Below are 23,611 nucleotides of genomic sequence, written 5' to 3' on the forward strand. Positions count from 1 at the left end.
CTCACCAGCCGAAGGTGCGGTCGACAGCGTCCAGCACCCGATCGAGGTCGGGAAGGTACTCCTCCTCCACCCGGGCGGCCGGGTAGGGGGTGTCGAAGCCGGTCACTCGCAGCACCGGCGACTCCAGGGAGTAGAAGCACTCCTCGGTGACCCGGGCCGCGATCTCCGCGCCCAGACCCACGTTGGACGGTGCCTCGTGCACCACCACCGCGCGGCCGGTACGCCGCACCGACTCGTACACCACACCCAGGTCCAGTGGGGAGAGCGTACGCAGGTCGATGACCTCCAGGTTCCGCCCGTCCTCGGCGGCGGCGGTCGCCGCGTCGAGGCAGGTACGCACCATCGGGCCGTACGCGAGCAGGGTGGCGTCGGTACCGGCCCGCGCGATCCGGGCGGCGTGCAGCGGGTACGCCTCGGACAGCGGAGCGTCGAGGTCGACCGGCCCCTTCTCCCAGTAGCGCCGCTTGGGCTCCAGGAACACGATCGGGTCGTCGGAGGCGATGGCCTGCTGGATCATCACGTAGGCGTCCTGCGGGCTGGCGCAGGAGACCACCTTGAGCCCGGCGGTGTGCGCGAAGTACGCCTCGGGTGACTCCGAGTGGTGCTCCACCGCGCCGATGCCGCCACCGAAGGGAATCCGGATGACCAACGGGATGCGCAGCTTGCCGCCCGAGCGGTAGTGCATCTTCGCCACCTGCGACACGATCTGGTCGTACGCCGGGTAGACGAAGCCGTCGAACTGGATCTCGCAGATCGGCCGGTAGCCCCGGATGGCCAGGCCGACCGCGGTGCCGATGATGCCGGACTCGGCCAGCGGGGTGTCGATCACCCGCTGGTCACCGAAGTCCTTCTGCAACCCGTCGGTGATCCGGAAGACCCCGCCGAGCTTGCCGACGTCCTCGCCCATGATGACGACCTTGGGGTCGTTCTCCAGGGCCTTACGCAGGCCGATGTTGAGGGCCTTGCCGAGGGTGAGCGTCTCCGTGGCCATCAGTGCGCGCTCCCCTCGAACGAGTCGAAGTACTTGGTGAACTGTGCGCGCTGCTCATCGAGCAGCGGCGACCCGTTGGGGTAGACGTGGTCGAACATGGTGACCGGTGCCGGGTTCGGCATGGCCAGCACCCGCTCGCGCAGGTCGAGCGCCTCCCGGCGGGCCTGCTCGTCGACGTCGGCGAAGAAATCGGCATCGGCGAGCTGCTCGCGCTCCAGGAACACCTTCATCCGGGCGATCGGGTCCTTGGCCTGCCAGGCCTCGACCTCGCTGGCGATGCGGTAGCGGGTCGGGTCGTCGGAGGTGGTGTGTGCCCCCATCCGGTAGGTGTACGCCTCGATCAGGCTGGGGCCCTGCCCTTGCCGGGCGTTGTCCAGGGCGTGCCGGGCCACCGCGTACGTGGCCAGCACGTCGTTGCCGTCCACCCGTACGCCGGGGAAGCCGAAGCCGGCGGCCCGCCGGTACAGCGGAACCCGGGTCTGCCGCTCCAGTGGCTCGGAGATGGCGTACTGGTTGTTCTGGCAGAAGAACACCAGCGGGGCGTTGAAGACGCTGGCCCAGACGAAGGCCTCGTTGACGTCGCCCTGGCTGGTGGCACCGTCACCGAAGTAGGCGATGACCGCCTCGCCGTCGTCGGTGCCGGTCTTGCCGTCCATCGCGACGCCCATGGCGTACCCGGTCGCGTGCAGGGTCTGCGCCCCGATCACGATCGTGTACATGTTGAACTTGAACTCGTTCGGGTCCCAGCCGCCCTGGTCGACGCCGCGGAACAGGCCCAACGGCATGATCGGGTCGATGCCACGGCAGTAGAGCACGCCGTGCTCCCGGTAGGTCGGGAAGGCCATGTCCTGTGCGCGCAGCGCCCGACCGGAACCGACCTGCGCGGCCTCCTGGCCCAGCAGGCTGGCCCACAGGCCCAGTTCGCCCTGCCGTTGCAGGGCGGTCGCCTCGGCATCCAACTTCCGGACGAGAACCAGGTCGCGGTAGAGGCCGCGGTACTCCTCGTCGGTGAAGTCGACACGGTACTCGGTGCCGTCCGGACCGGTGACGCTCTCGATCCGCTCGCCCGACGGCGTGAGCAGCTGCACCAACTCCGGATCGCCGGTCGTGGCCTTCCTGGATCGGGGCGCGGCTCGTCGGCCGCGGGCCGGTGCCCCGGGGTCGCCCTTTGCCATCCGTCTCTCCCTGTCGTGTCTGCGTCGGCACCGGGGGGTTACCCGGCCGCGCGACTCGTGCGCCCGCCCCGGCTGGTGCCGGGATGGTTCCTGGCGGCCGCGCCTGACCCCGGTAGGGGTTGCCGCGCGGCATGAGCCGGATTCTGGCCGAACCCGGTTCGGGAGCGCCGGCGCCCAGTCGCGCCTACCGCGTGGGTGCGCGGAGGTCGCGGCTGCGCTGCCGCCGTACCGTCCAGTCTCGCATCAGAGGTGAGGCGTCCCACACCCTGCCTGCCCCGCGTCCTGGTGGCGGCCCGCTTCGTTACCTGAAATGCCGGAGTGTCGGGTCGAGCGACGCGCGACCGATCCGGTGATGGTTCGTCACCATTCGGCCAGATACGCGTGTCGACACGCGGTGTGGGGTTGGCTGACGCAGAGTAACTGCCCCAGGCTGATCGCGCGGGCCTGAGTCGGCTGTCGGTCGGCCCGCCGGGGTCTCCGTCGGTTTCCCCGGTCCAGGGCGACGACGAGGAGTGCGTGGTGTCCGAACCAGGTGAAGGTCCCGGGACTCCGTTCCTCGGACGGCACCGGGCATCCGGCTACCGCCGCGTGGTGGGCGCGCACCGGGCGGTGCGTACCGCCGGACCCAGCCGGGGCTATCTGCTGACGGTGGCGCTGCTCGCCGGCACGGCCTCGATGCCGGTCCTCGCCGCCATCAGCACCGGCTCCGCGACGGTCGGCAGCACGGCGTTGCCGGACAGCGGTACGCCGTTCATCCCGACCCCCTCCGTCGGTCCGGTGGTGCTTCCGCCGCCGCCCACCGCTGTGCCCGCCACCACGACCTCGGTGCCCTCGGTCGAGCCGGCCGCGTCGCCGGTCAGCCCGGTGGTGCCGGCGCCACGGCTGACGACCGCCGGCACACCTGTCGAACACGCTCCGGTCCGCCGTCCCGGCGCGCCGACGACCGTACCGGCTCCCCGGCCACCGAGCAGCACCCCGGCCCCGCGTCCGGCACCGACCCCGACCCGCACCCCGACGCCGTCGCCGAACCCGACGAGCGGCTCACCCTCGCCGACCGGCGATCCGACCCCGACGAGCGGTCCGCCTTCGCCGACCGACGACCCGGACCCGCCGACCGCCTCGGCCGATCCGAGCGACGCCGCCGATCCGGTTCCGTCGAGCGAACCGCCGACCACGGAGCCGAGCCCGTCCGGCGATCCCTCGGCGTCCGTCGACCCGACCGCGTCGAGTGACCCGTCCCCGACGAGCGACCCGACCGCGTCGAGTTCACCGTCCGGGCCTGCCGTGCCGACCGCTTCGGTGAGTCCGACGGCCCCGGCTGACGTCGATCCCACGTCGGACGCCTCGCCGACCAGCGCGATCACCGAGCCGGTGCTGCCCGGCGCGCCGGAACGCAACGGCAGCGCCCGTCTCCGGGCCCGGATCCGGCTGCGCGACCGGTGCCTGCCCGCCACCGGTTCGACCGACACCGATCGCTGACCCTGGTGCGACCGATACCGACGGCTGACCCGTAGCCTGCTCAGCCGTCGTCGGCGAGGCGGTGTCGGTTGGCCTCGATCCAGGCGTCCAGGGCAGCCGGGTCGTCCGGGTCGACGCCGTCCGCCATCAACTGCGCCACTGCGGCGGTGGCCGGGCTGCGCCGCTCGCCGGTCGCGTAGAGCCGGACGAACTCCGGCACCATCTCCTCGATCGCGGAGTCCGTGGCGGTGGCGGCCGACTCGGGCAGCCCGCGTCGATGTGCCGCGTACCCGGCCCAGGCGCGCAGCACCCGGGGCAGCATCGCCGCGTCGTCCATGTCGAGCACCGCCCGGCGGTGCACCCAGTCGAGCAGGAAGAGGCCGGCGACGGTCGGGCTCCACCGCAGCGGATCGGCGTCGGGGAAGGTGGCCGCGTGGTCGAGCAGCAGACCCAGACAGAAGTGCAGGGAGGCCAGCTCGGCGTCCTCGACCGCGTCCAGTCCGGCCCGAGCCGCGTCCGGTGAGGCCAGGAAGCGGCGGATCTCCGCAGCTCGTTCGGCGTCGGGCAGCGGGTCGTCGGCCCGCCGGGGCGGTGGCGCGGTCGCGGCCGGCAGGATCGCCAGCCGGGCCCCGACCAGCGCCCGGTCGGTGGCCAGCGAGGCGGCACCGGGCAGCTGCCCCAGGTGATCGGTGACGGCCAGGTGCCGGCTCACCTCGCCACGCATCCGGGTCGGGCTCTCCTCCCGGAACCAGGTCAGCTCGTCCTCGGCGCACAACTGCCGGACCTGGTCCAGGATCCGGTCTGCCGGCCCGCCGACGAAGACGTCCTTGGTGATGCCGATGTTGTGGTCGATCAAGGCCACGAGGGCGTGTTCCGGCCCTCCCGTGGCGTCGTCGTAGGCGAATGTGGCCAGGTAGGAGGTCTGGTCTCCGTACACGTCGCCGTACGCCCAGGTGCCGGTGAGGTGCACCTTGCCGAGCTGTCCGGACCAGGCCGGTGCGGTCGCGCCGGGTCGGACCCGGTCCGCGCCGACCGCGTCGGGTACCAGGGCGGCGAAGATGGCCCGGACGGTCGTCGCGGCGACCGCCCGCCGTCGCGAGGTGGCGGCGAGGAAGCCGCCGACGAAGTCCCGGACCGCCCCCTCCCGATCCGTCTCGGCGACCTCGTACACGCTGCCCAGCAGTGCCGCGCCGAGCATCTCGGCATCGAAGGCCGAGTCGAGCTTGGTCACGTCGCGGGCGGCGTGCAGCACCGCGTCGTAAGGGGTTTCTGGCGTGGCCATGACCCGACCCTACGCCGATCGCGTGGCGTCCAGGAACGTTCGGCGGGCCGGTTCAGCGGTGTCGGGCGACCTCCAGGACGGTACGCGCGTCAGCGTGCGCGGCGATCACGGCACGAACCGGGTTGAGCACGTACTGTTCGCCGACGCTCGCGATGGCTCGGACCAGGTGCGCCTCGGCCCGTCGGCGGGCCTGCCGGGCGGCCCAGCGCACCAACGGACGGGTCAGCGCGGCGAGGAGCAACCCGGTCAACACTCCACCGAGCAGCAGCAGGGTCGGTACCGGCACCTCACCGACCATCGGGTGGCGCAGTTCCGGTAGGCCCAGCGCGCGTACCAGGTAGCCGAGGAGCAGCCAGCCCAACCCGACCACCGAGGCAAGCGTCACCAGCCACTGCACCCCGCCGACCAGCCGCCACCAGGTGCGAGGGCGATCCATCCCGAGGTCGGTGGTGGCGAGCGCGCCGTCCAGGGCGTCCGGCAGGTCGCCGAGGCGGGACCGGGCCGCTGCGGCCATCGCGTCCGGCCAGGCGTTCGGCAGCCCGGCACCGGCCTGCTCCGCCACCGTCCGCAGGGCCAGCGCCAGCGCCGATTTGTCGGCCGCGCTGGGCTCCGGTACGGAGGTCGCGGCCACCAGGCTCTCCTCCGGATCTGTGCCCGCCCGTCGTTCGGGCAGGTGCAGGCGGCGCAGCGGGTCGGCGCGTAGCCGCCGCCAGAGCCGCAGCAGCGGCCAGTCGGTGGCCGCCGCCGCGCGGTGCCGGTACGCCTGCTCGACCGCCTCGACGACGGTGGGCACCCCTGCCGCCGCACCCAGCGCACGTTCCAGCGCGGCGACTGCGGGATCGTCTGCGGCGAGCGCGGTGCGGGGCTCACCGACCATCTCGTCCAGCGCGGCGACGACGGCGTCCACGTCACCGGAGAGACGACGCAGCGCCGCCTGCCGTTCGGCGACGGTGCGTTCCAGTGCTCGTCGCAACCCCTCCGGGCCGTCCGGCTCGGCGATGTTGGTCGCCACCAGGGGCACCCCGTCGAGCCCGTCCGCGTCGAGCAGGCGGCGCAGGTCGGCCAGCACCCGGGGCACCTCGGCGGGGGGCAGCCGGTCGGTCTGGTTGAGCACGACGACGGTGACGTCCCGATGCCGGTGGAAATCGCGGAGGTAGCCGCGGTGCATCACCCGGTCGGCGTACTTCTGCGGGTCGACCACCCAGACCACCAGGTCCACCAGGCCGAGTAGCCGGTCCACCTCCAGCCGGTGCGCGTGCTGGACGGAGTCGAAGTCCGGCAGGTCGAGCAGGATCAGCCCGTGCAGGGTCGACTCGTCGTCGCCGTCGAGCAGGCTCTCCCGGATGAATCGGTGGCGGGGCAGCACGCCGAGCCAGTCGAGCAGTCGGTTGCCGCCGTCGAGCGGGCCCCAGACGCAGGCGTGGGTGACGCCGGTGGTGGGTCGGCGTACCCCGACGGGTGAGAGGTCCATCCGGGCCATGGCGTTGAACAGGCTCGACTTGCCGCTGCCGGTGGAGCCGGCCAACGCAACCACGGTGTGATCGCGCGACAGCGCCAGTCGGGTGCCGGCCCGTTCGACCAGGGTGCGTGCCGGCACCAGCGGAGTGTCCGGCAGGTGGCCGTCGACGATGCCGAGGAACCGCCGTACCGCCTCCAGCCGGGCGACCAGCTGGTCCGCGTCCACCCGCCCGTCGGCGATCCGCAACGCCTCCCGGAGGCGTCCGCCCATGCCGGTCACGGCTGTTCCCCGTCGGCCGCCGGGGCGTCGAGACCCGTGGTCTGGACGCTGAGCGCGCCAGCGGCTTCGGCGAAGCCGCTGTGCAATCGGGCCGCCTCCACCCGTTCGGCCGCCTGGCGCAGGGCTGTGGCGGTGTCGGCCGCCGGTCGGGCCTGTCTGGTCCGCGCGAGGTAGCGGGTGGCCTCCTCGTCCAGCAGCACCGCCACCCGCCCCAACAGGTCCTCCCGGGCCTTCCGAGCGAGAGTACGTACGGCCTGGTCGCCGAAGATCGCCTGGAGCACCGCCTGTCCGGCGAGGGTGGTGCCGGCCCCGGTGGCGACCTCCAGCCCGGTCGGGATGAAGGCGGTGGAGGCGAAGACCGCGATCATCACGGCGAGCCCGGTCGCGTTGACCGCGTACGCGGCCGTCCGGGCCACGAAGCGTCGGTCGCCGCCCTCGGCCCGGACCAGCTCCAGCACGCCGCGCTGCCAGTCCCGGACCAGTCGCTCGGCCCGCTGTGGCAGGTCGGCGGAGTGGTGAGCCAGGTCAGGGTCGAGCAGGGCAGCGCCCGCCGGGTGTGCCTTCCACCCGGTGTACGCGTGCTCCGCAGCCTCCGCGGCTACGCCGCGCAACAGCGTGACCAGTTGCGATTCGAGTGCCTCCCGCAGCTCCACGGCGGGGGCCGGGCGGCGGGAGAACGCGGCCACCACGCGGTCCCGTAGGCGGCCTATGCGCGCCTCGAGGGTGCGGAAGATGTCGCTGGTGCCGACCAACTCCTGCCAGCGGGCGAGGACTTCGCCGCGGAGCAGCCGTCCGTCGCGTAGCCCCTGCTCGACGGTCCGGTTCGCGGCCCGGTACGCCGCGCGTACCCGATCGTCCATCGCGTCGGCGGTGGCGACCTGCTCGTCGATTGCGGCGGCGAGGCTCTCGATGGTGGGTTGCAGGAGGGCCAGCGCGCCACCCAGCGTCTGGCGGACCACGGCCGAGCGGGCGTCCGCGTCGGCGGCGAGCCGGGCGAACCAGTCGGCCAGCGGTGCGGTGCTCCGGCCCGGTAGCAGGCCCTGCCCGTCGACCCAGGTCTCCGGCAGTACGAACAGCGGTGCCGAGTCGAGGCCCTGTTCGGCGAGCATCTCGGCCAGGTGGGTGGCCACCTCGTCGGTCGCCTCGGCGGGCACCCGGTTGAGCACCAGGGCGAGCACCGCGCCTCTGGCCCGCGCGCCGTGCAGCAGTTCCCAGGGGACGGCGTCGGCGTAGCGGGCTGCGGTGGTGACGAAGAGCCAGAGGTCGGCGGCGGCGAGCAGTTGGCTGGCCAGCGCCCGGTTGGCGTCGACCACCGAGTCGATGTCGGGGGCGTCCAGGAACGCCAGCCCCGGGGGAAGCGCCGGGGCGGTGACCAGGTGCAGGGTGCGGGGATCGTCGCCGGGCTGGTTGGTGCGGGTCAGACCGGGCAGCAACTCCCCCCGACGGAACCAGGCGGAGTCGGCCGGGTTGCAGACCAGGACCGGGGATCGGGTGGTGGGTCGCAGCACCCCGGCAGCGCTGACCCGGGCCTGCACCAGACTGTTGACAAGTGTCGACTTGCCGGCACCGGTGGACCCGCCGACCACCACGAGCAGTGGTGCGTCGAGGCGGGCCAGGCGGGGCAGGAGGTAGTCGTCGAGCTGGTTGGCGAGGGAGGCGACGGTACGCGTCGCAGGCTCGGCCGAGGGTAGGGCCAGTGGGAACCGGGCCGCCCCGATCGCGGCACGCAGGCCAGTCAGGGCGTCCGGCAGGGTGTCGTCCCCGGTGACCGCGGGTCGGTCCTCCCCGGCGCCGGTATGTCCGGTGCGGGCTGCGACGGCGGGCGCGCCGGGAGGTGAGGCGAAATCGCCGTGCGTCGTCACCGCTAAAGCGTGCCCGACCGACACAAGTAAGACAACCAGTCAGTAGGACTGCCGGGTTGCGTCGGTTCGACTCAACCTTGACTTGACGATTTCCGGGGGCGTGGCACTATTGAGTCAAGTCCACTCAACTTGAGGTGGGGTCGCTGTGGGCGGCACCTGCCGCGCAGCGCGACGGGAGGGCCCGTCACCTGCTCAACGTAACGAAGCGAGGAAGCGAAGATGGCACGTGCGGTCGGTATCGACCTCGGCACGACGAACTCCTGCGTCAGCGTTCTGGAGGGCGGTGAGCCTACCGTCATCGCCAACGCTGAGGGCTCGCGGACGACCCCGTCGATCGTCGCGTTCGCCCGTAACGGCGAGGTGCTCGTCGGTGAGGTAGCCAAGCGCCAGGCGGTGACGAACCCGGACCGGACGATCCGCTCGGTCAAGCGGGAGATCGGCACCAACTGGTCCGTGGACATCGACGGGAAGAAGTACACCCCGCAGGAGATCTCGGCCCGGACGCTGATGAAGCTCAAGCGGGACGCCGAGGCCTACCTGGGCGAGCAGATCACCGACGCGGTGATCACCGTCCCGGCCTACTTCAACGACGGCCAGCGTCAGGCCACCAAGGAGGCCGGTGAGATCGCCGGCTTCAACGTGCTGCGGATCGTGAACGAGCCGACCGCGGCGGCCCTGGCGTACGGGCTGGACAAGGGCTCCAAGGAGCAGACCGTCCTGGTCTTCGACCTCGGTGGCGGCACCTTCGACGTGTCCCTGCTGGAGCTGGCCGAGGGTGTCATCGAGGTCAAGTCGACCAGCGGTGACAACCTGCTCGGTGGTGACGACTGGGACCAGCGGATCATCGACCACCTGGTGAAGACCTTCCGGGGCGAGCACGGCATCGACCTGTCGCAGGACAAGATGGCGATGCAGCGGCTCAAGGAGGCGGCCGAGAAGGCCAAGATCGAGCTGTCCGCCGCCACCACCAGCAACATCAACCTGCCGTACATCACCGCCGGGGCGTCCGGCCCCCTGCACCTGGACGTGACGCTCACCCGGGCCGAGTTCCAGCGGATGACGCAGGACCTGCTGGACCGCTGCAAGGGCCCGTTCGAGCAGGCCGTCAAGGACGCGGGCATCAAGGTCTCCGACGTCGAGCACGTCATCCTCGTCGGTGGCTCGACCCGGATGCCGGCCGTGACCGAGCTGGTCAAGCAGCTCACCGGCCGGGAGCCCAACAAGGGCGTCAACCCGGACGAGGTCGTCGCCGTGGGCGCCGCTCTCCAGGCCGGTGTGCTCAAGGGCGAGGTCAAGGACGTCCTGCTGCTCGACGTGACCCCGCTGAGCCTGGGCATCGAGACCAAGGGCGGCATCTTCACCAAGCTCATCGAGCGCAACACCACGATCCCGACCAAGCGGTCCGAGGTGTTCACCACCGCCGATGACAACCAGCCGTCGGTGCTGATCCAGGTCTTCCAGGGCGAGCGCGAGATCGCCGCGTACAACAAGAAGCTCGGCACCTTCGAGCTGACCGGCCTCCCGCCGGCCCCGCGCGGCGTGCCGCAGATCGAGGTCACCTTCGACATCGACGCGAACGGCATCGTCAACGTCCACGCCAAGGACCTGGGCACCGGCAAGGAACAGAAGATGACGATCACCGGCGGCTCCTCGCTGCCGAAGGACGACATCGAGCGGATGCGCCGCGACGCCGAGGAGCACGCGGAGGAGGACAAGCGCCGCCGCGAGGAGGCCGAGACCCGCAACGTGGCCGAGGCCCTCCAGTGGCAGACCGAGAAGTTCCTCGCCGAGAACGGCGAGAAGCTCCCGGCCGAGAACCGCGAGAAGCTCAACGAGGCCCTCGGTGAGCTGCGGGGCGCGCTCGGTGGCAGCGACATCGAGAAGATCAAGTCGGCGCACGAGCAGCTCGCGCAGGTCTCCCAGGAGGCCGGTTCGCTGCTCTACGCCCAGCAGGCCGAGCAGTCCCAGGCCGGCGGCGAGGCCGGTGCCGGAGCGGCCGGTGCGGCCGGTGGGGCGCAGGCCGGCGGCGCGCGACCCGGTGCGGACGACGTGGTCGATGCGGAGATCGTGGACGAGGACAAGAAGTGACAGTCCTGGTCACCGAGCTCACGGCAAAGGGATGAGGTAGTCGTATGACGGAGAAGCCACGAGACGCCGACTCGGCTGACACCGGGTCGACGCCGGATGGCTCGGCGTCCGAGCCGGCCGCCGACGACACACCGAAGGTCGTCATCCGCAACAACCGCAAGATCAGCCAGATCCGGGAGCCCGACGGTACGGCGGCCGACGCCGGACCGGACGTGTCGGCGGAGGGCCTGGTCGAGGAGGCCGAGGTCGTGGTCGACTCGATCGAGGTGGAGGCGAGCGCGCTGAACGAGCCGTCCGCCGACGGCCCGCCGGTGGTGGACTCGCCGGCGCGGCCGGTCGGCGAGGCGTCGGCCGACGGTGGGCTGGGGGCCGAGTTGGCGGCCGTCCGCGCCGAGTTGGACGAGCGCACCCGCGACGTGCAGCGGGTCTCGGCCGAGTACGCCAACTACCGCAAGCGGGTCGAGCGCGACCGTGGCCTGGTCACCGAGCAGGCCACCGCGTCCGTCCTCGCCGCTCTGCTGCCGATCCTGGACGATCTCGACCGGGCCCGGGAGCACGGCGACCTGGTCGGCCCGTTCGGCTCGGTGGCCGAGCAGTTGATCACCACGTTGGGCAAGTTCGGGTTGACCCCGTTCGGTGAGCAGGGCGACCCGTTCGACCCGACGCGGCACGAGGCGGTGGCCCACCAGACCTCGCCTGACGTGACCGAGCCGACCTGCGTGCAGGTCATGCGTCGGGGCTACCAGGTCGGTGAACGACTGCTGCGGCCCGCGATGGTCGCGGTCGCCGATCCGGAGTAGTGCACGACAGTGACCCGGCCGCCCCGCTCGCCGATACCCGGTGGGCGGGGCGGACCGGGCCCGCAGGCGGGGAGGAGGTGTACGGGTGAGTTCGAAGGACTGGATCGAGAAGGACTACTACGCGGTCCTGGGCGTGTCGAAGACCGCGCCGTCTGATGAGATCAAGAAGGCGTACCGCAAGCTGGCCCGCGAGTCACACCCGGACCACAATCCCGGTGACCCCAAGGCCGAGGAACGCTTCAAGGCGGTGTCCGAGGCGTACGCGGTGCTCGGCGACGACGCGAAGCGTCGCGAGTACGACGAGATGCGCTCCCTGTTCGGCTCGGGGGCGTTCCGGCGCGGTGCCCGCCAGGCGGGTCGGCCGGGCGGTGCCCCGTTCGACGTCTCCGACCTGTTCGGCGGTGCACAGGCGGGTGGCGGGCGGTTCGCCGGTGGCAACATCTCCGACCTGTTCAGCTCGATCTTCTCCGGTGGGGGCGGCGGCGCACCGGGTCCGGCCCGGGGCCGCGATGTCGAGACCGAGGTGGTGCTCGACTTCGACGACGCGGTACGCGGCGTGACCCTCCCCCTGACGCTGCGGGCACCGGGTGTCTGCGAAACCTGCCACGGCAACGGCGCCAAGCCAGGGACGTCGCCCCGCACCTGCCCGGTCTGCCACGGTGCCGGGGTCACCACCCGGAACCAGGGTGCCTTCAGCTTCTCCGAGCCCTGCCGCAACTGCCAGGGTGTGGGCACGGTGGTGGACGAGAAGTGCCCGGAGTGCCGGGGCACCGGCGGGGTCACCAAGACCCGGACACTCAACGTACGCTTCCCCGCCGGGGTGGCCGACGGCCAGCGGATCAGGTTGGCCGGGCGAGGCGAGCCGGGTGAACGCGGCGGGCCGGCGGGTGACCTGTTCGTGCACGTGAAGGTGCGGCCGGACGAGGTCTTCGGACGCACCGGTGACGATCTCACCCTGACTGTGCCGATCACGTTCGCGGAGGCTGTCCTCGGCACCGATCTGCGGGTGCCGACGTTGGACGGCGCGGTGACCCTGCGGGTGCCGCCCGGTACGCCGAGCGGTCGCGTCCTGCGTGCCCGGGGCAAGGGCGTCAGCCGTCGGGACGGGCAGAGCGGCGACCTGCTGGTCACCCTCGACGTGGTGGTGCCGGCGCGGATCTCCGACGAGGCACGGGCTGCCCTGGAAACGTTCGCCGAGCAGACTCCGCCGGCGGCCCGGGAACATCTCGACGCGCGGGTGCGTCGATTCGGTTGAGCGGTGAAGCGGTGCGGAGGTGAGCGGGATGGACGGGGCCGTCGGAGCGGATGACCCGGCATACGAGGCCAAGGTGCTGATGATCTCGGTTGCGGCGCGGATGGCGGGGATGCATCCACAGACGTTGCGCCAGTACGACCGGCTCGGCCTGGTGCAGGCCGGTCGGGCGGCCGGTGGCGGGCGGCGCTACAGCGTCCGGGACGTGGTGCTGCTGCGCGAGGTGCAGCGGCTCAGCCAGGACGACGGCGTCAACCTCGCCGGGATCAAACGGATCATCGGGCTGGAACGCCTGCTGGAGCAGGCGCAGCAGCGGGTGGCCCAGATGGAGGCCGAACTCGACGCCGCGTACCGCCGGATCGCCGAGTTGGAGTCGCTGGCCCGCTTCCCCGGCCGTGACCTCGTGCCCACCAACCAGACCTCGACCGCCCTGGTGGTCTGGCGTCCCCGACGCAGCTCCGGACGCTGACGTCGGCACTGTCGACACGGGGTGTGGCGCCCGCCCGAGGGAGCCACACCCCGTGTCGCGTCTTCGTGTTTTCGGCGAATCCGAGCGCGGGACAGGTTGTCTCGACTAGCCTTCAGAAATCAGGTACAAACCATCTCAATCCGGACTCCGGTGGCGGGGGGAGCCATGACGGAATCGGCGAAGTTGGTGGCCGAAGAGATGGAGCAACGCCTCGACGACCTGGCGGAGGCCATCCAGAACCGGTTCGACCGGATCACCGAGGGACGCTTCGCCGACCAGATCCGGGCCGGCAGGTTCAGCGGCGATCAGGATGCCGCGGAAGGCGGTTCGGTCGGCCGTGACGCCGACGAGCTGCCCAGCGAACGGGGCGGGGCGCGCTGAGGATCCGCCGACGTGCGGGCCGGGAGCCACGGGGGGTCCCGGCCCGTTCGGCAGGTCAGAGCCGGCGGTTCTCCCGCACCAGGCCGCCCTCGCACCACTCCCGGTACACGAACAGCTCCGGGCGGGTCAGCAGGACCCGGCTGTTGTGCGCCCAGGTACGCATCATCTCGTCCCCGTTGCGCTCGGCCTGGTCGACGAGCTTGCGGAAGCGGCGCTTCGGGTGTGCCCGGAAGTTCGTCCGGATTCCGTCGGCGGCGTAGATGTAGAGGCAGTGCAGCGCGAAGCGACGAGCCGGACAGTGCGGGTCCATGGCGAGGTCGAACAGCGTCATCACCAACCGGTCACCGGAGACGAGCAGGTCCCAGTCGGGTGGCATCGACGTCAACGGGACCGAATCAGGGTGATAGGCCCACGCTCGCAACTCCGCCGGGGTCGGGTCGACGGGGTTGGCGAAGCCGTGGAACGCTGACTCCTGCACGCTCACCGGCCAACCTTCCGCATTTCGCCCGCGGGGGCGTCCGCCCACCGCGAACCCTGGCTGCTGGGGCGACACGTTAACGCGGTACTGGTGAGTACCGGTAGCCCCTGCGGGAAGCAATTCGGCATCTATTGGTCGACCGGGCTCCACCGGACGGTCGAGCAGGCCGACGTCCGCCACCTTCGGCCGAGGCGTCACAGCGGCCGTGCGGCTGGCGCTACGCCCCCCGCTCGCCGTTCGGATTCAGTCATCATGGCGTGATGTACGCCGATCCACGGCACGGCCGTCACTGTCGCGTGCCCGCATGTGCTGGGGCTGGCGACGGCGGCCGAATTTCTCGTCGGCTCCGCATTCTGCTCGTGTCCGCGCTGGTGGTGACACTCGCCGGCTGTTCGATCGGCGACATCCGGCGCACTCCGCCGGGACCGGAGCCGACGCCGTCGGACAGTGCCTCCCCGACGCCGTCCGAGAGCAGCGTCGTCGTGGAGACCCGCGTCACCAGGCTGGCGGTCCCCGAGCGGTACGACCCGGCGTACGTCGAGTTCGTCGACGCCGAGCGCGGGTACGCCCTGTTCGCCACCTGTGACGGCCGTCCGCCCGGTGGCTCGGACTGCCCCGCCCTGCTCTGGTCGACCCGCGACGGCGGGCGCTCCTGGCAACGACTGCGCCATCCCAGACCGGTGGCGGACAACCAGCAGTTGTACGCCACGATCGGCATGCTCGCCCTCTGGGCCGAGCCGCACGGCTGGTGGACCTCGGTCGACGGCGGCGAGACCTTCCGGCGCAGCCCGGGAGAGGCCGCTCCGGCCGAGTGGCAGCAGGCCCAGGGGACGATCCAGCTCATCGAAGGGACGGGGAAGGTGGGGCGCTGGGACGCCGGGAAGCTGCGCCCGTTGCCCACCCAGCCGCCGGTGCCCGTGGTGCAGACGGTGCTGGACAGTAGCGCCAACGTGCTGAGTTCGACCTACCACCCGGTCGTCGTGACCGGGCTGACCGAGGACGGCGGACCGGCGGTCGCCACGACGTTGGACGGCAGCACCTGGGAGGGGGTGACCCTGCCGCCCGAGGGGGAGATCGGCGTGCTGCGCGCGGCGGTGACGCGGGACGACATGTGGCTGATCGGCGAGCGACCCGATCCGAGGTCCTTCCCGGTGTTGTGGCGGCGTAGCGGCATGGCCAACTGGTCCCGGGTGCCGACCGAGGGGCACCCTGACGAGGGGCGAGTGGTGCCGCTGGGTGGCGGCACGGCAGCGGTGATCGGCCCGCGGGGTGCGGGCGCGGTCATCGGCGGTCGGTATGTGGACCTGCCCTGGCCGGTCACCGCCGAGCACTCGCTGAGGGTGCTGGCCGACGGCACCCTGTTCGCGGCGGCACCGGGCAGTGTGCTGCTCGGTGCGGGTCGCTACACCCAGCGGGACTGGGTGGGGATCCACCTGGTGAGCGACTGAGTGTGTCAACTGGTGGTGTAGATCACACCGGTTGAGTTGAGTGGAATAGACTCAACTCTGGTTCTGTCGGTACCAGTGGACACACCGATCCAGGGGAGCCCATGAACACCGAACGCCTCACCACCCGCAGCCGCGAGACCATCACCGGTGCCGTCGCCCTGGCGAACCAGCGCGGGCACGCGACCGTCGAACCGTGGCATCTGCTGTTGTCGCTGCTGGACACCGAGGGTTCGACCGCTGCCGGCCTGTTGCGCGCCGTCGGGGCCGACCCGGCCGAGCTGCGCCGGACCACACAGCGGGCCGTCGACGCGTTGCCCGCCGCACGCGGTTCCAGCATCGCCGAGCCGACGCTGGCCCGCGAGTTCGTCAACGCCATCGGCGCCGCCGAGCAGATCGCCCGTCCGCTGGGCGACGAGTACACCTCAACCGAGCACCTGCTCGCCGGGCTGGCCCGGGTCGGCGGTGCCGTGTCCGCCGCGCTCAGGGCCGTCGGTGCCACCGAGGAGAGCCTGGTGGCGGCCTTCCCGACGGTACGCGGCGGGGACCGCCGGGTGACCAGCGCCGATCCGGAGCAGACCTACCAGGCGCTGAGCAAGTACGGCGTCGACCTGACCGCGAGCGCCCGCGACGGCAAGATCGACCCGGTGATCGGCCGGGATTCCGAGATCCGCCGAGTGATCCAGGTGCTGTCCCGGCGTACCAAGAACAACCCGGTGCTGATCGGTGAGCCCGGCGTCGGTAAAACCGCGATCGTCGAGGGCCTGGCCCAGCGGATCGTGGCCGGCGACGTGCCGGAGTCGCTGCGCGACAAGAAGCTGGTCTCGCTCGACCTCGGGGCCATGGTCGCCGGTGCGTCGTACCGGGGGCAGTTCGAGGAGCGGCTGAAGTCCGTCCTGGAGGAGATCAAGAACTCGGACGGGCAGGTCATCACCTTCCTCGACGAGTTGCACACCGTCGTGGGTGCCGGCAAGGGCGAGGGCTCGATGGACGCCGGCAACATGCTCAAGCCGATGCTGGCCCGTGGCGAGCTGCGCATGGTGGGCGCCACCACGCTGGACGAGTACCGCGAGCACATCGAGAAGGACCCGGCGCTGGAGCGCCGCTTCCAGCCGGTGCTGGTCGGTGAGCCCACCGTGGAGGACACCATCGGCATCCTGCGTGGGCTCAAGGAGCGCTACGAGGTGCACCACGGCGTACGCATCACCGATGCCGCCCTGGTCGCCGCCGCCGCCCTGTCCGACCGGTACATCACCGACCGTTTCCTGCCCGACAAGGCGATCGACCTGGTGGACGAGTCCGCCTCCCGGCTGCGCATGGAGATCGACTCACGCCCGGTCGAGGTGGACGAGATCGAGCGGGCGGTGCGTCGGCTGGAAATCGAGGAGATGGCGCTGGCCAAGGAGCCGGACGCCGCGTCCGCCGAGCGCCTGGAGCGACTGCGCCGGGAACTGGCCGACAAGCGGGAGCAGCTCACCGCCCTCTCCGAGCGCTGGCAGCTGGAGAAGAGCCACATCACCAAGCTCTCCACCGCCAAGGAGGAGCTGGAGCGGCTCGGTGGTGAGGCCGAGCGGGCCGAGCGCGACGGCGAGCTGGAACGCGCCGCCGAGCTGCGGTACGGCCGGATTCCGGCGCTGCAGGCCGAGCTGGCCACCGCCGAGGAGGAACTGGCCCGGCTCCAGTCGGCCGGAGCGATGCTGAAGGAGGAGGTCGGCGCGGACGACATCGCCGCCGTGGTCGCCTCCTGGACCGGCATTCCCGCCGGTCGGCTGCTGGAGGGAGAGACCGCCAAGCTGCTGCGCATGGAGGAGTCGCTGACCGGCCGGGTGGTCGGCCAGCGCGAGGCGGTCGCCGCGGTCTCGGACGCCGTCCGCCGGGCGCGCGCCGGAGTCGCCGACCCGGATCGCCCGACCGGCAGCTTCCTCTTCCTCGGCCCGACCGGTGTCGGCAAGACCGAGCTGGCCAAGGCGCTCGCCGAGTTCCTCTTCGACGACGAGCGGGCGATGGTCCGCATCGACATGAGCGAGTACGGCGAGAAGCACTCCGTGGCCCGCCTGGTCGGTGCCCCGCCCGGTTACGTGGGCTACGAGGAGGGCGGTCAGCTCACCGAGGCGGTACGCCGTCGGCCCTACTCGGTGATCCTGCTGGACGAGGTGGAGAAGGCCCACCCGGACGTCTTCGACATCCTGCTCCAGGTGCTCGACGACGGCCGGCTCACCGACGGTCAGGGGCGTACGGTCGACTTCCGTAACGCCATCCTCATCCTCACCTCGAACCTCGGCTCGGCGGTGATCAGCGATCTGACGTTGGCCGAGGAGCAGCGCCGCGAGGCGGTCCTGGCGGTGGTCCGGTCGCACTTCAAGCCGGAGTTCCTCAACCGGCTCGACGACATCGTGGTCTTCGCCGCCCTGCACGGTGACGACCTGCGGGCCATCGTGGACATTCAGCTGGAGCGGTTGCGGCAGCGTCTCGCGGACCGTCGGTTGACGCTGGAGGTCACCGACGCCGCCCGTGGATGGCTCGCCGAGCACGGGTACGACCCGATCTACGGCGCTCGCCCGCTGCGGCGCCTCGTCCAGTCGGCGATCGGCGACCAGCTCGCCAGGGCCCTGCTCGCCGGCGACGTCCGCGACGGCGACACGGTGCGGGTCGACCTCCGGGACGGCAAGGACGGCCTGTCGGTCACGGCCAGCTGACCCGTCCGTCCCCCGCAGCCCCGCCTCCGACGAGCGGCGGCAGGGCTGCGGGGTGAGGATGGAGACATGTTCGGGACTCGGCGCAAGAAGGAATCGGAGCTGGCGAAGGCGGTCACCGATCTCGGTCAGGCCACCACGGTGGCGTTCGGCGGGGTCGGAATCGCAGGCCGGTTGTTGCCCGAGACCGAGGCGTACCAACGGGTGGCGGCGGCCGTGACCGACCACCCGGCGTCCGTACGCGACCTGCTCGACCGGCTGCTCACCACCGGCGGTCCCGCCGGTCGCGTGTACGCCGCCACCCTGCTGGAACTGCTGGATCCGGCGACCGGGCGGGCGGCCTGGACGTCGTTGCGCGGGGATTTGGCGCAGGTGCGAACCATCAGCGGATGCGTGATGGGCAGCACCACCGTTGGGGAGTACGCCGCCGAGCGGCTCGCCGGAGCATGATCCGACCACCGGTCGGGTCAGCCCGAACGGTGCTGCCGGTGCTTGCCTGCGGACCGTACCGTCCGGGCTATGACCGCGACCGCCGAATCGTCGGCAGCCGTTCCCTCGCCCCGCCCGCCCCGTCCCGGCACCGTGACGGTGGCCTTCTGGCTGCAACTCGCGGCCGTGCTGATCCTGCTCGGCCTGGTCGCCCTGGTGGTGGTCGAGGCGGTCCGGTGGGACGCCGCGATCGACCGCGCCGTGCAGCGGGTGCCCTCCGCAGACCCCGACGAGGTAAGCGCAGAGCGCTGGGGCGGCGTCGTGATGGCGACGGTGTTCGGGCTGCCCGCCCTGTTGCTGGCGCTCTGGCTGGGCCTGACCGCACCCCGGGTACGCGCCGGTAGCAACACCGCCCGGACGATGGTCTTCGTGGCCGGTGGCGTGCAACTGCTGCTCTGCGTCGCCCAGGGATGCATCGGCGCGTTCCTGATCCCGGCCGGCGTGATGATCACGATGGCCGAGGCGCCGTACATCGACGAGTCGTACCCGGAGGGCATGCCGCCGCCGGACAACGACATCTGGCCGGAGTCGGACTTCTCCGAGGCGCTCTACAGCCAACGGGACTCGTTCGACGTCCTCTTGCCGCTGGCGGGACTCGGCGTGCTGCTGGTGTTCCTGCTCACGGCCGCGGTGGTGCTGCTGTTGGCGCTGCCTCCGGCCCACCGCTGGTTCGTGCCCCGCACCGGGCCGGTGGCGGCCTGGCCCACCGGCGGCGACATCCCGAACACCTACCTGGTCGGCTACCCCATGCTCATGGCCCCTCCCGTTGCTCCCACGCCGCCCGGCTACCCGATGCCGCCCGGCTACCCAGCACCGTCGGCCTACCCACCGCCTGGCTTTCCACCGCCTGGCTTCCCGTCGCCGCCGGGGTATCCGCCGCCGGGGTATGGGGTGCCCGGCGCGGGGTATGCGGTGCCCGGGTATGTCGCGCCCGGTGCCGTGGGCGGCCCGGATCCGGCCGGGCATCCCCCGGCGGCTGCGCCGACCGCCCAGGACACACCGGCGTCCGACGGTCCGACTGCCACCGACGGTGGCGAGCCGGGGGGTGCCACCTCCGGCGGACCGGGTCAGGCGGACCGGTAGCCGGTTGGCGAACGGCGTGACCTGCCCGGATCATGGTCGACGTCCCCGCTGAACTGTTCGGGAGGTGACCTGGTGGACGGCACATCGGCGTACCTGGCGGCCGGCTGCCTGGTCGGGTTGGCCGTGGTCGGGTTCGCGCTGCGCTGGTGGCGCAACCGGTCAGGGGCGTCGGTGGCCGGGCGGCAGCGCCACGGTGGCGGGCCGCGACCCGATCCGCGCCGGATCGAGGTCGGCGACATCGTGGAGATCGGCGACACCACGTACGCCGTGCAGGGCTCCATCCGCCTGGTGGAGGGCGAGTGGCGGTGGGCCCAACACCTCCTCGACGACCTGGACGAGCATGGTGGCCGACGGCGACTCTCGGTGGCGGAGAGCCCCGGGTTCGAGTTGGTGTTGTGGGAGACGGCACCACGCGACGCCACCGTCACGCCGGGCGCGCCGGTGGTGGAGTTCGGCGACCTGCGCTACAGCTGGCACGAGTCCGGTCAGGCCCGGTACACCGCGTCCGAGGTCGCTGCGCTGGCACCGAGCGGCACCATGCGCTACCACGACTACCGGGGCCCGGGCGGGGCGCGGCTCACCTTCGAGGCGTACGGCGAGGCGGGCTGGGAGATGGCCCGAGGGGAGCGGCTCGACAGCGACGAGGTGACCGTCCACCCGCAGAGCCGACACTGACGTCCCAATCGACCGGGTGGCTGGGCTGCGCCCACCACTCGGCGTCGCACCGTGCCGGACTGGCTGGTTGCCGATACGGTGAAGCGCGTTCCAGGAAGGGAGAACCATGGTCGACCCTCAGAACACCCCGACCCGGCCACGGCCGGGCGTGGTGACGATATCCACCTACCTGCTGTTGTTGTTCGCGCTCTGTCAACTGATCAGCGTGATCATCTCGCTGTCCACCATCGGCACCGTGCGCGAGGTGATGGAGGACGCCTACCGGGACTCCACCGTCGAGGGCGCGCAGAACGTCGCCGACATCACCGTCGTGATCACCGTCGTCACCGTGATCTTCCTGCTGGTGATGGCCTTCGCGACGGCCGGCCTGGGACTGCTGAACCTGCGGGGCAAGAACGGCTCCCGGATCGCGACCTGGATCGTCGGTGGCATCCTCTTCTGCTGCACCGGCTTGAACCTGCTCAGCGGACTCGCCGGCAACCTCAGCACGCCCGGTGACAGCAGTGGTGACATGCCCAGTGGCGAGGAGATCCAGCGCCGACTGGAGGACGCGCTGCCGAGTTGGATCACGCCGGTCAGCATCCTCCTCGGGGTGATCAGCCTGATCGCGCTGCTGGTCGCGCTGATCCTGCTGGCGCTGCCGAAGGCCAACGAGTTCTTCCGTAAGCCGACGCAGCAGTGGGAGCCGCCGACTCCCGGCGCCGCGTACCCGAGCCAGCCCGGCTACCCGTCGGCCCCCGGCTACCCGGGCACCCCGCAGCAGCCGGCCGATCCCGGGTACCCGGCCACCGGGGGTCAGCCTCCGGCCGGTGACCAGGGCGGTCAGACGCCGCCGTCCGGCGGCCCGGACCAGCCCGGCGGGCAGCCGCCCACCGATCGCCCCAGCTGACTCGGTCCGGCGGCGGGTGCCGGTGTCCAGGCCGACGGACGTCGACACCCGCGTCAGGCACGACCGCGACGGTCCCTCCGAGTAGGTTGCTTCCGACGCCTACCGGAGGGACTCGTCGTGTCGTACCCCGAACAGGCACCGGCCCGCCGGCCGGTTGCGGTCACGTTGGCTGCGGCGACTCTGGCGGTGATGGGGCTCGGCGCACTCACGTACGCGGTGCTCGGGCTCGCGTCCGTCCAGGGCACGGTGGACCGGTTCCGCTCGACGGCCGGTACCGATGTCGACTCCGGCCAGGTCGACGCGTTGGCCGCGTTGCTGCGGGCCTCGGTCGTGGTGTCGGCGGTGCTGAGCATCTTCGCCGGCCTGCTCCTGGTCAGCCTGGCGTTGGGAGTGGCCGCCGGTCGGCCTGCCGCACGGGTGGTGACCTGGGTGGTCGCCGGGTTGGGCGTGTTCTGTGGGTGTGGTGGGCTGGTCATGCTCATCGTCCAGCGCGCAGTGCCCCTGGAGTTCCAGGGCGACCACGACACCGCCGAGTTGCTCAACCTCTCGTCGGACGCCCACCCGTCCTGGTGGATTCCGCTCACCGTCGCCCTTTCGATCGCCCAGGTGCTCGGTTACCTTGTGGTAGCCGTGCTGGTGGCGATGCCTGCGGCCAACGCCTGGTTCCGGCGACCGCCCGCACCCCGGCCACCGGTATTCGCGTACCAGCCACCCAACCCACCCTTCGGAGACCCACCGGCGACGCCGCCGCACCAACCCTGACCGCTGTTCCGGGGCGCACCCGCCCCCGTACCACCGAGGTGATGACGCCCGTGACGCCCGACCGGACGACCAGCGATCGATGGGCGCTGATCACCGGCGCGACGGCCGGCATCGGGGCGGCGTTCGCCACCCGGCTCGCCTCCGACGGATGGCATCTGGTGCTGGTCGCCCGGGACTCGGCGCGGCTGGCGGACCAGGCCGCCGAGTTGACCGGCTGGCACGGCGTACAGACCGAGATCGTCAGCGCCGATCTGTCCACCGACGACGGTTGCGCCGCTGTCGAACGACGGCTGGCCGACGGGCCGCCCGTCGAGCTGCTGGTCAACAACGCCGGCATCAGCCTGAACAAGCCGTTCCTCCGCTCGACCGTCGAGGACGAGACCCGGCTGCTGCGGTTGAACGTGCAGGCGGTGCTGCGGCTGACCCTGGCCGCGCTGGCCACGATGACCGAACGACGCAGCGGGGCAGTGATTAATGTCTCTTCCGTGGCCGGCTTCGGCGCGGTGATGCCCGGTTCGACGTACTCGGCCAGCAAGGCGTGGGTCACCAACTTCAGTGAGTCCGTCGGGCAGTCCGCCCGCCCGTTCGGCGTACGCGTGATGGCGCTCTGCCCGGGCTACACCCGTACCGAATTCCACCAACGCGCCGGCATCGACATGTCGAAAACCCCCGACTGGATGTGGCTCGACGCGACCGATGTGGTCGACGAAGCCCTGCGTGACCTGCGCAAAGGCAAGCTGGTGAGCGTTCCGTCGTGGAAGTACAAGCTGGCGGTGGCGGGGATGCGGCACGCTCCGCGTCGGCTGCTGGAGGTGGTCTCCCGGGACACCCGTGGACGCATCGGCCGCGACCGTCGCTGAGGCGGCTCCGACGCGACGGTGGCGGTGACGTCACTCGATCCGCCAATATGATCGACGTAGCGTAACCGGACATCGCCACTCATCTGTCCCCCGGAAGGGTTGACCGGGGTGGCCCGCACACCCGGCACACAGACTTGCGCAGTACCCTCTATCGCCATGGGGGACCACGACGACCTGCGTAAATTCATCTCCGACCTGGCTGTGGTCCATGGGCGGGTGGTGCTCTCCTCGGGGCGGGAGGCCGACTGGTATGTAGATCTGCGTCGCGTCACGCTGCATCACCGGGCGGCACCGTTGGTGGGACGGGTGATGCGGGAGCTGACCGCCGACTGGTCGTACGACGCGGTGGGTGGCCTGACCCTGGGGGCCGACCCGATCGCCTGCGCGATGTTGCACGCCGCCGGGCGTTCGCTGGACGCGTTCGTGGTCCGCAAGGCGGGCAAGACACACGGGCTGCAACGTCGAATCGAAGGCCCTGAGGTGGCGGGGCGTCGAGTGCTCGCGGTAGAGGACACCTCCACAACCGGGGAAAGCGTGTTGACCGCGGTCGAGGCCCTTCGCGAGGCGGGAGCCGAGGTCGTGGGGGTGGCGGTTATCGTTGATCGTGGCGCCGGCGACGCGGTGCGAGCCGCCGGATTGCCCTATCGGGCGGCCTATACGTTGGCTGACCTCGGCCTTGTGGCGTAAAAGTCTGCCTATTCGGATCTGCTGATATGCAGGCGGATCGATGCTGCTGGTGGA

General features: G+C 71.4%; 21 protein-coding genes. 14 read left to right on the plus strand and 7 right to left on the minus strand.

Translation table 11 applies throughout. From position 1 onward, the window contains the following. Position 1: 1 nt before the first annotated feature. From FF096_RS10910 to FF096_RS10935, 6 genes are all read right to left on the minus strand, one after another. Positions 2–991, minus strand: coding sequence for an alpha-ketoacid dehydrogenase subunit beta (locus FF096_RS10910; RefSeq protein ID WP_155217088.1), 990 nt, complete (start codon positions 989–991; stop codon positions 2–4). Continuing rightward, entirely contained in the window at positions 991–2,166 is a 1,176-nt protein-coding gene (pdhA, locus tag FF096_RS10915) for a pyruvate dehydrogenase (acetyl-transferring) E1 component subunit alpha (protein WP_155217090.1), read from the minus strand. The genes FF096_RS10910 and pdhA overlap by 1 nt, the downstream gene beginning before the upstream one ends. Before the next feature lie 635 nt (positions 2,167–2,801). Further along, positions 2,802–3,635 (minus strand): hypothetical protein, encoded by an 834-nt coding sequence (locus FF096_RS10920; RefSeq protein ID WP_155217091.1) that lies wholly within the window; start codon positions 3,633–3,635, stop codon positions 2,802–2,804. A 50-nt stretch (positions 3,636–3,685) separates the two neighbouring features. Beyond that, positions 3,686–4,906: a hypothetical protein gene (locus FF096_RS10925; RefSeq protein WP_155217093.1), complete on the minus strand. Its 1,221-nt coding sequence runs from the start codon at positions 4,904–4,906 to the stop codon at positions 3,686–3,688. Positions 4,907–4,958: 52 nt separating this feature from the next. Continuing rightward, positions 4,959–6,635 carry a GTPase gene (locus tag FF096_RS10930; RefSeq protein ID WP_155217555.1) on the minus strand — a complete coding sequence of 559 codons (1,677 nt, stop codon included), beginning with the start codon at positions 6,633–6,635 and terminating at the stop codon, positions 4,959–4,961. 5 nt (positions 6,636–6,640) lie between these two features. Further along, positions 6,641–8,506 (minus strand): GTPase domain-containing protein, encoded by a 1,866-nt coding sequence (locus FF096_RS10935; protein ID WP_309223066.1) that lies wholly within the window; start codon positions 8,504–8,506, stop codon positions 6,641–6,643. 219 nt (positions 8,507–8,725) lie between these two features. On the opposite strand from FF096_RS10935, the gene dnaK reads away from it, so the two are divergent. The 5 genes from dnaK to FF096_RS10960 all read left to right on the plus strand — a co-directional run bounded on the left by dnaK (position 8,726) and on the right by FF096_RS10960 (position 13,496). Then, entirely contained in the window at positions 8,726–10,594 is a 1,869-nt protein-coding gene (gene dnaK / locus FF096_RS10940) for a molecular chaperone DnaK (protein WP_155217097.1), read from the plus strand. 44 nt (positions 10,595–10,638) lie between these two features. Continuing rightward, the gene (gene grpE, locus FF096_RS10945; RefSeq protein WP_155217099.1) at positions 10,639–11,394 is read left to right on the plus strand and encodes a nucleotide exchange factor GrpE; all 756 of its coding nucleotides are present in this window, start codon (positions 10,639–10,641) and stop codon (positions 11,392–11,394) included. 85 nt (positions 11,395–11,479) lie between these two features. Beyond that, the gene (gene dnaJ, locus FF096_RS10950; RefSeq protein WP_309223067.1) at positions 11,480–12,649 is read left to right on the plus strand and encodes a molecular chaperone DnaJ; all 1,170 of its coding nucleotides are present in this window, start codon (positions 11,480–11,482) and stop codon (positions 12,647–12,649) included. Positions 12,650–12,677: 28 nt separating this feature from the next. Beyond that, complete coding sequence (locus FF096_RS10955) at positions 12,678–13,115, plus strand: heat shock protein transcriptional repressor HspR (RefSeq protein WP_155217100.1); 438 nt, start codon at positions 12,678–12,680, stop codon at positions 13,113–13,115. Between the two features lie 165 nt (positions 13,116–13,280). Continuing rightward, positions 13,281–13,496 (plus strand): hypothetical protein, encoded by a 216-nt coding sequence (locus tag FF096_RS10960; RefSeq protein ID WP_155217102.1) that lies wholly within the window; start codon positions 13,281–13,283, stop codon positions 13,494–13,496. Positions 13,497–13,551: 55 nt separating this feature from the next. Here FF096_RS10960 and FF096_RS10965 read toward each other — a convergent pair whose 3' ends face one another. After that, positions 13,552–13,980: a hypothetical protein gene (locus FF096_RS10965; protein WP_309223068.1), complete on the minus strand. Its 429-nt coding sequence runs from the start codon at positions 13,978–13,980 to the stop codon at positions 13,552–13,554. 353 nt (positions 13,981–14,333) lie between these two features. On the opposite strand from FF096_RS10965, the gene FF096_RS10970 reads away from it, so the two are divergent. From FF096_RS10970 to FF096_RS11010, 9 genes are all read left to right on the plus strand, one after another. After that, a complete protein-coding gene (locus FF096_RS10970) occupies positions 14,334–15,422 on the plus strand; it encodes a hypothetical protein (RefSeq protein ID WP_155217104.1) in 1,089 nt (362 codons plus the stop codon). A 101-nt stretch (positions 15,423–15,523) separates the two neighbouring features. Further along, on the plus strand, positions 15,524–18,115 hold the full coding sequence (gene clpB / locus FF096_RS10975; RefSeq protein ID WP_155217106.1) for an ATP-dependent chaperone ClpB: 2,592 nt from the start codon (positions 15,524–15,526) through the stop codon (positions 18,113–18,115). A 66-nt stretch (positions 18,116–18,181) separates the two neighbouring features. Further along, on the plus strand, positions 18,182–18,562 hold the full coding sequence (locus FF096_RS10980; protein WP_155217108.1) for a hypothetical protein: 381 nt from the start codon (positions 18,182–18,184) through the stop codon (positions 18,560–18,562). Positions 18,563–18,631: 69 nt separating this feature from the next. After that, positions 18,632–19,684 (plus strand): hypothetical protein, encoded by a 1,053-nt coding sequence (locus FF096_RS10985; RefSeq protein ID WP_155217110.1) that lies wholly within the window; start codon positions 18,632–18,634, stop codon positions 19,682–19,684. Between the two features lie 72 nt (positions 19,685–19,756). Continuing rightward, positions 19,757–20,359: a DUF4178 domain-containing protein gene (locus FF096_RS10990; protein ID WP_309223069.1), complete on the plus strand. Its 603-nt coding sequence runs from the start codon at positions 19,757–19,759 to the stop codon at positions 20,357–20,359. Between the two features lie 106 nt (positions 20,360–20,465). Next, on the plus strand, positions 20,466–21,248 hold the full coding sequence (locus FF096_RS10995) for a hypothetical protein (RefSeq protein WP_155217115.1): 783 nt from the start codon (positions 20,466–20,468) through the stop codon (positions 21,246–21,248). Between the two features lie 117 nt (positions 21,249–21,365). Next, on the plus strand, positions 21,366–22,010 hold the full coding sequence (locus tag FF096_RS11000) for a hypothetical protein (protein WP_309223070.1): 645 nt from the start codon (positions 21,366–21,368) through the stop codon (positions 22,008–22,010). Positions 22,011–22,051: 41 nt separating this feature from the next. Beyond that, on the plus strand, positions 22,052–22,870 hold the full coding sequence (locus tag FF096_RS11005) for an SDR family oxidoreductase (RefSeq protein ID WP_155217117.1): 819 nt from the start codon (positions 22,052–22,054) through the stop codon (positions 22,868–22,870). A gap of 156 nt (positions 22,871–23,026) precedes the next feature. Beyond that, positions 23,027–23,557 carry an orotate phosphoribosyltransferase gene (locus tag FF096_RS11010; protein WP_155217119.1) on the plus strand — a complete coding sequence of 177 codons (531 nt, stop codon included), beginning with the start codon at positions 23,027–23,029 and terminating at the stop codon, positions 23,555–23,557. Positions 23,558–23,611 lie beyond the last annotated feature (54 nt).

Source organism: Micromonospora sp. CP22, assembly GCF_009712475.1.
Classification (GTDB): domain Bacteria; phylum Actinomycetota; class Actinomycetes; order Mycobacteriales; family Micromonosporaceae; genus Micromonospora.

What these genes read in the sequence shown, in the direction of transcription:
- FF096_RS10910 (WP_155217088.1), bottom strand. Translation starts at nt 991, where the DNA reads ATGGCCACGGAGACGCTCACCCTCGGCAAGGCCCTCAACATCGGCCTG.
- pdhA (WP_155217090.1), bottom strand. Translation starts at nt 2,166, where the DNA reads ATGGCAAAGGGCGACCCCGGGGCACCGGCCCGCGGCCGACGAGCCGCG.
- FF096_RS10925 (WP_155217093.1), bottom strand. Translation starts at nt 4,906, where the DNA reads ATGGCCACGCCAGAAACCCCTTACGACGCGGTGCTGCACGCCGCCCGC.
- FF096_RS10930 (WP_155217555.1), bottom strand. Translation starts at nt 6,635, where the DNA reads ATGGGCGGACGCCTCCGGGAGGCGTTGCGGATCGCCGACGGGCGGGTG.
- dnaK (WP_155217097.1), top strand. Translation starts at nt 8,726, where the DNA reads ATGGCACGTGCGGTCGGTATCGACCTCGGCACGACGAACTCCTGCGTC.
- grpE (WP_155217099.1), top strand. Translation starts at nt 10,639, where the DNA reads ATGACGGAGAAGCCACGAGACGCCGACTCGGCTGACACCGGGTCGACG.
- FF096_RS10955 (WP_155217100.1), top strand. Translation starts at nt 12,678, where the DNA reads ATGGACGGGGCCGTCGGAGCGGATGACCCGGCATACGAGGCCAAGGTG.
- FF096_RS10960 (WP_155217102.1), top strand. Translation starts at nt 13,281, where the DNA reads ATGACGGAATCGGCGAAGTTGGTGGCCGAAGAGATGGAGCAACGCCTC.
- clpB (WP_155217106.1), top strand. Translation starts at nt 15,524, where the DNA reads ATGAACACCGAACGCCTCACCACCCGCAGCCGCGAGACCATCACCGGT.
- FF096_RS10980 (WP_155217108.1), top strand. Translation starts at nt 18,182, where the DNA reads ATGTTCGGGACTCGGCGCAAGAAGGAATCGGAGCTGGCGAAGGCGGTC.
- FF096_RS10985 (WP_155217110.1), top strand. Translation starts at nt 18,632, where the DNA reads ATGACCGCGACCGCCGAATCGTCGGCAGCCGTTCCCTCGCCCCGCCCG.
- FF096_RS10995 (WP_155217115.1), top strand. Translation starts at nt 20,466, where the DNA reads ATGGTCGACCCTCAGAACACCCCGACCCGGCCACGGCCGGGCGTGGTG.
- FF096_RS11005 (WP_155217117.1), top strand. Translation starts at nt 22,052, where the DNA reads ATGACGCCCGTGACGCCCGACCGGACGACCAGCGATCGATGGGCGCTG.
- FF096_RS11010 (WP_155217119.1), top strand. Translation starts at nt 23,027, where the DNA reads ATGGGGGACCACGACGACCTGCGTAAATTCATCTCCGACCTGGCTGTG.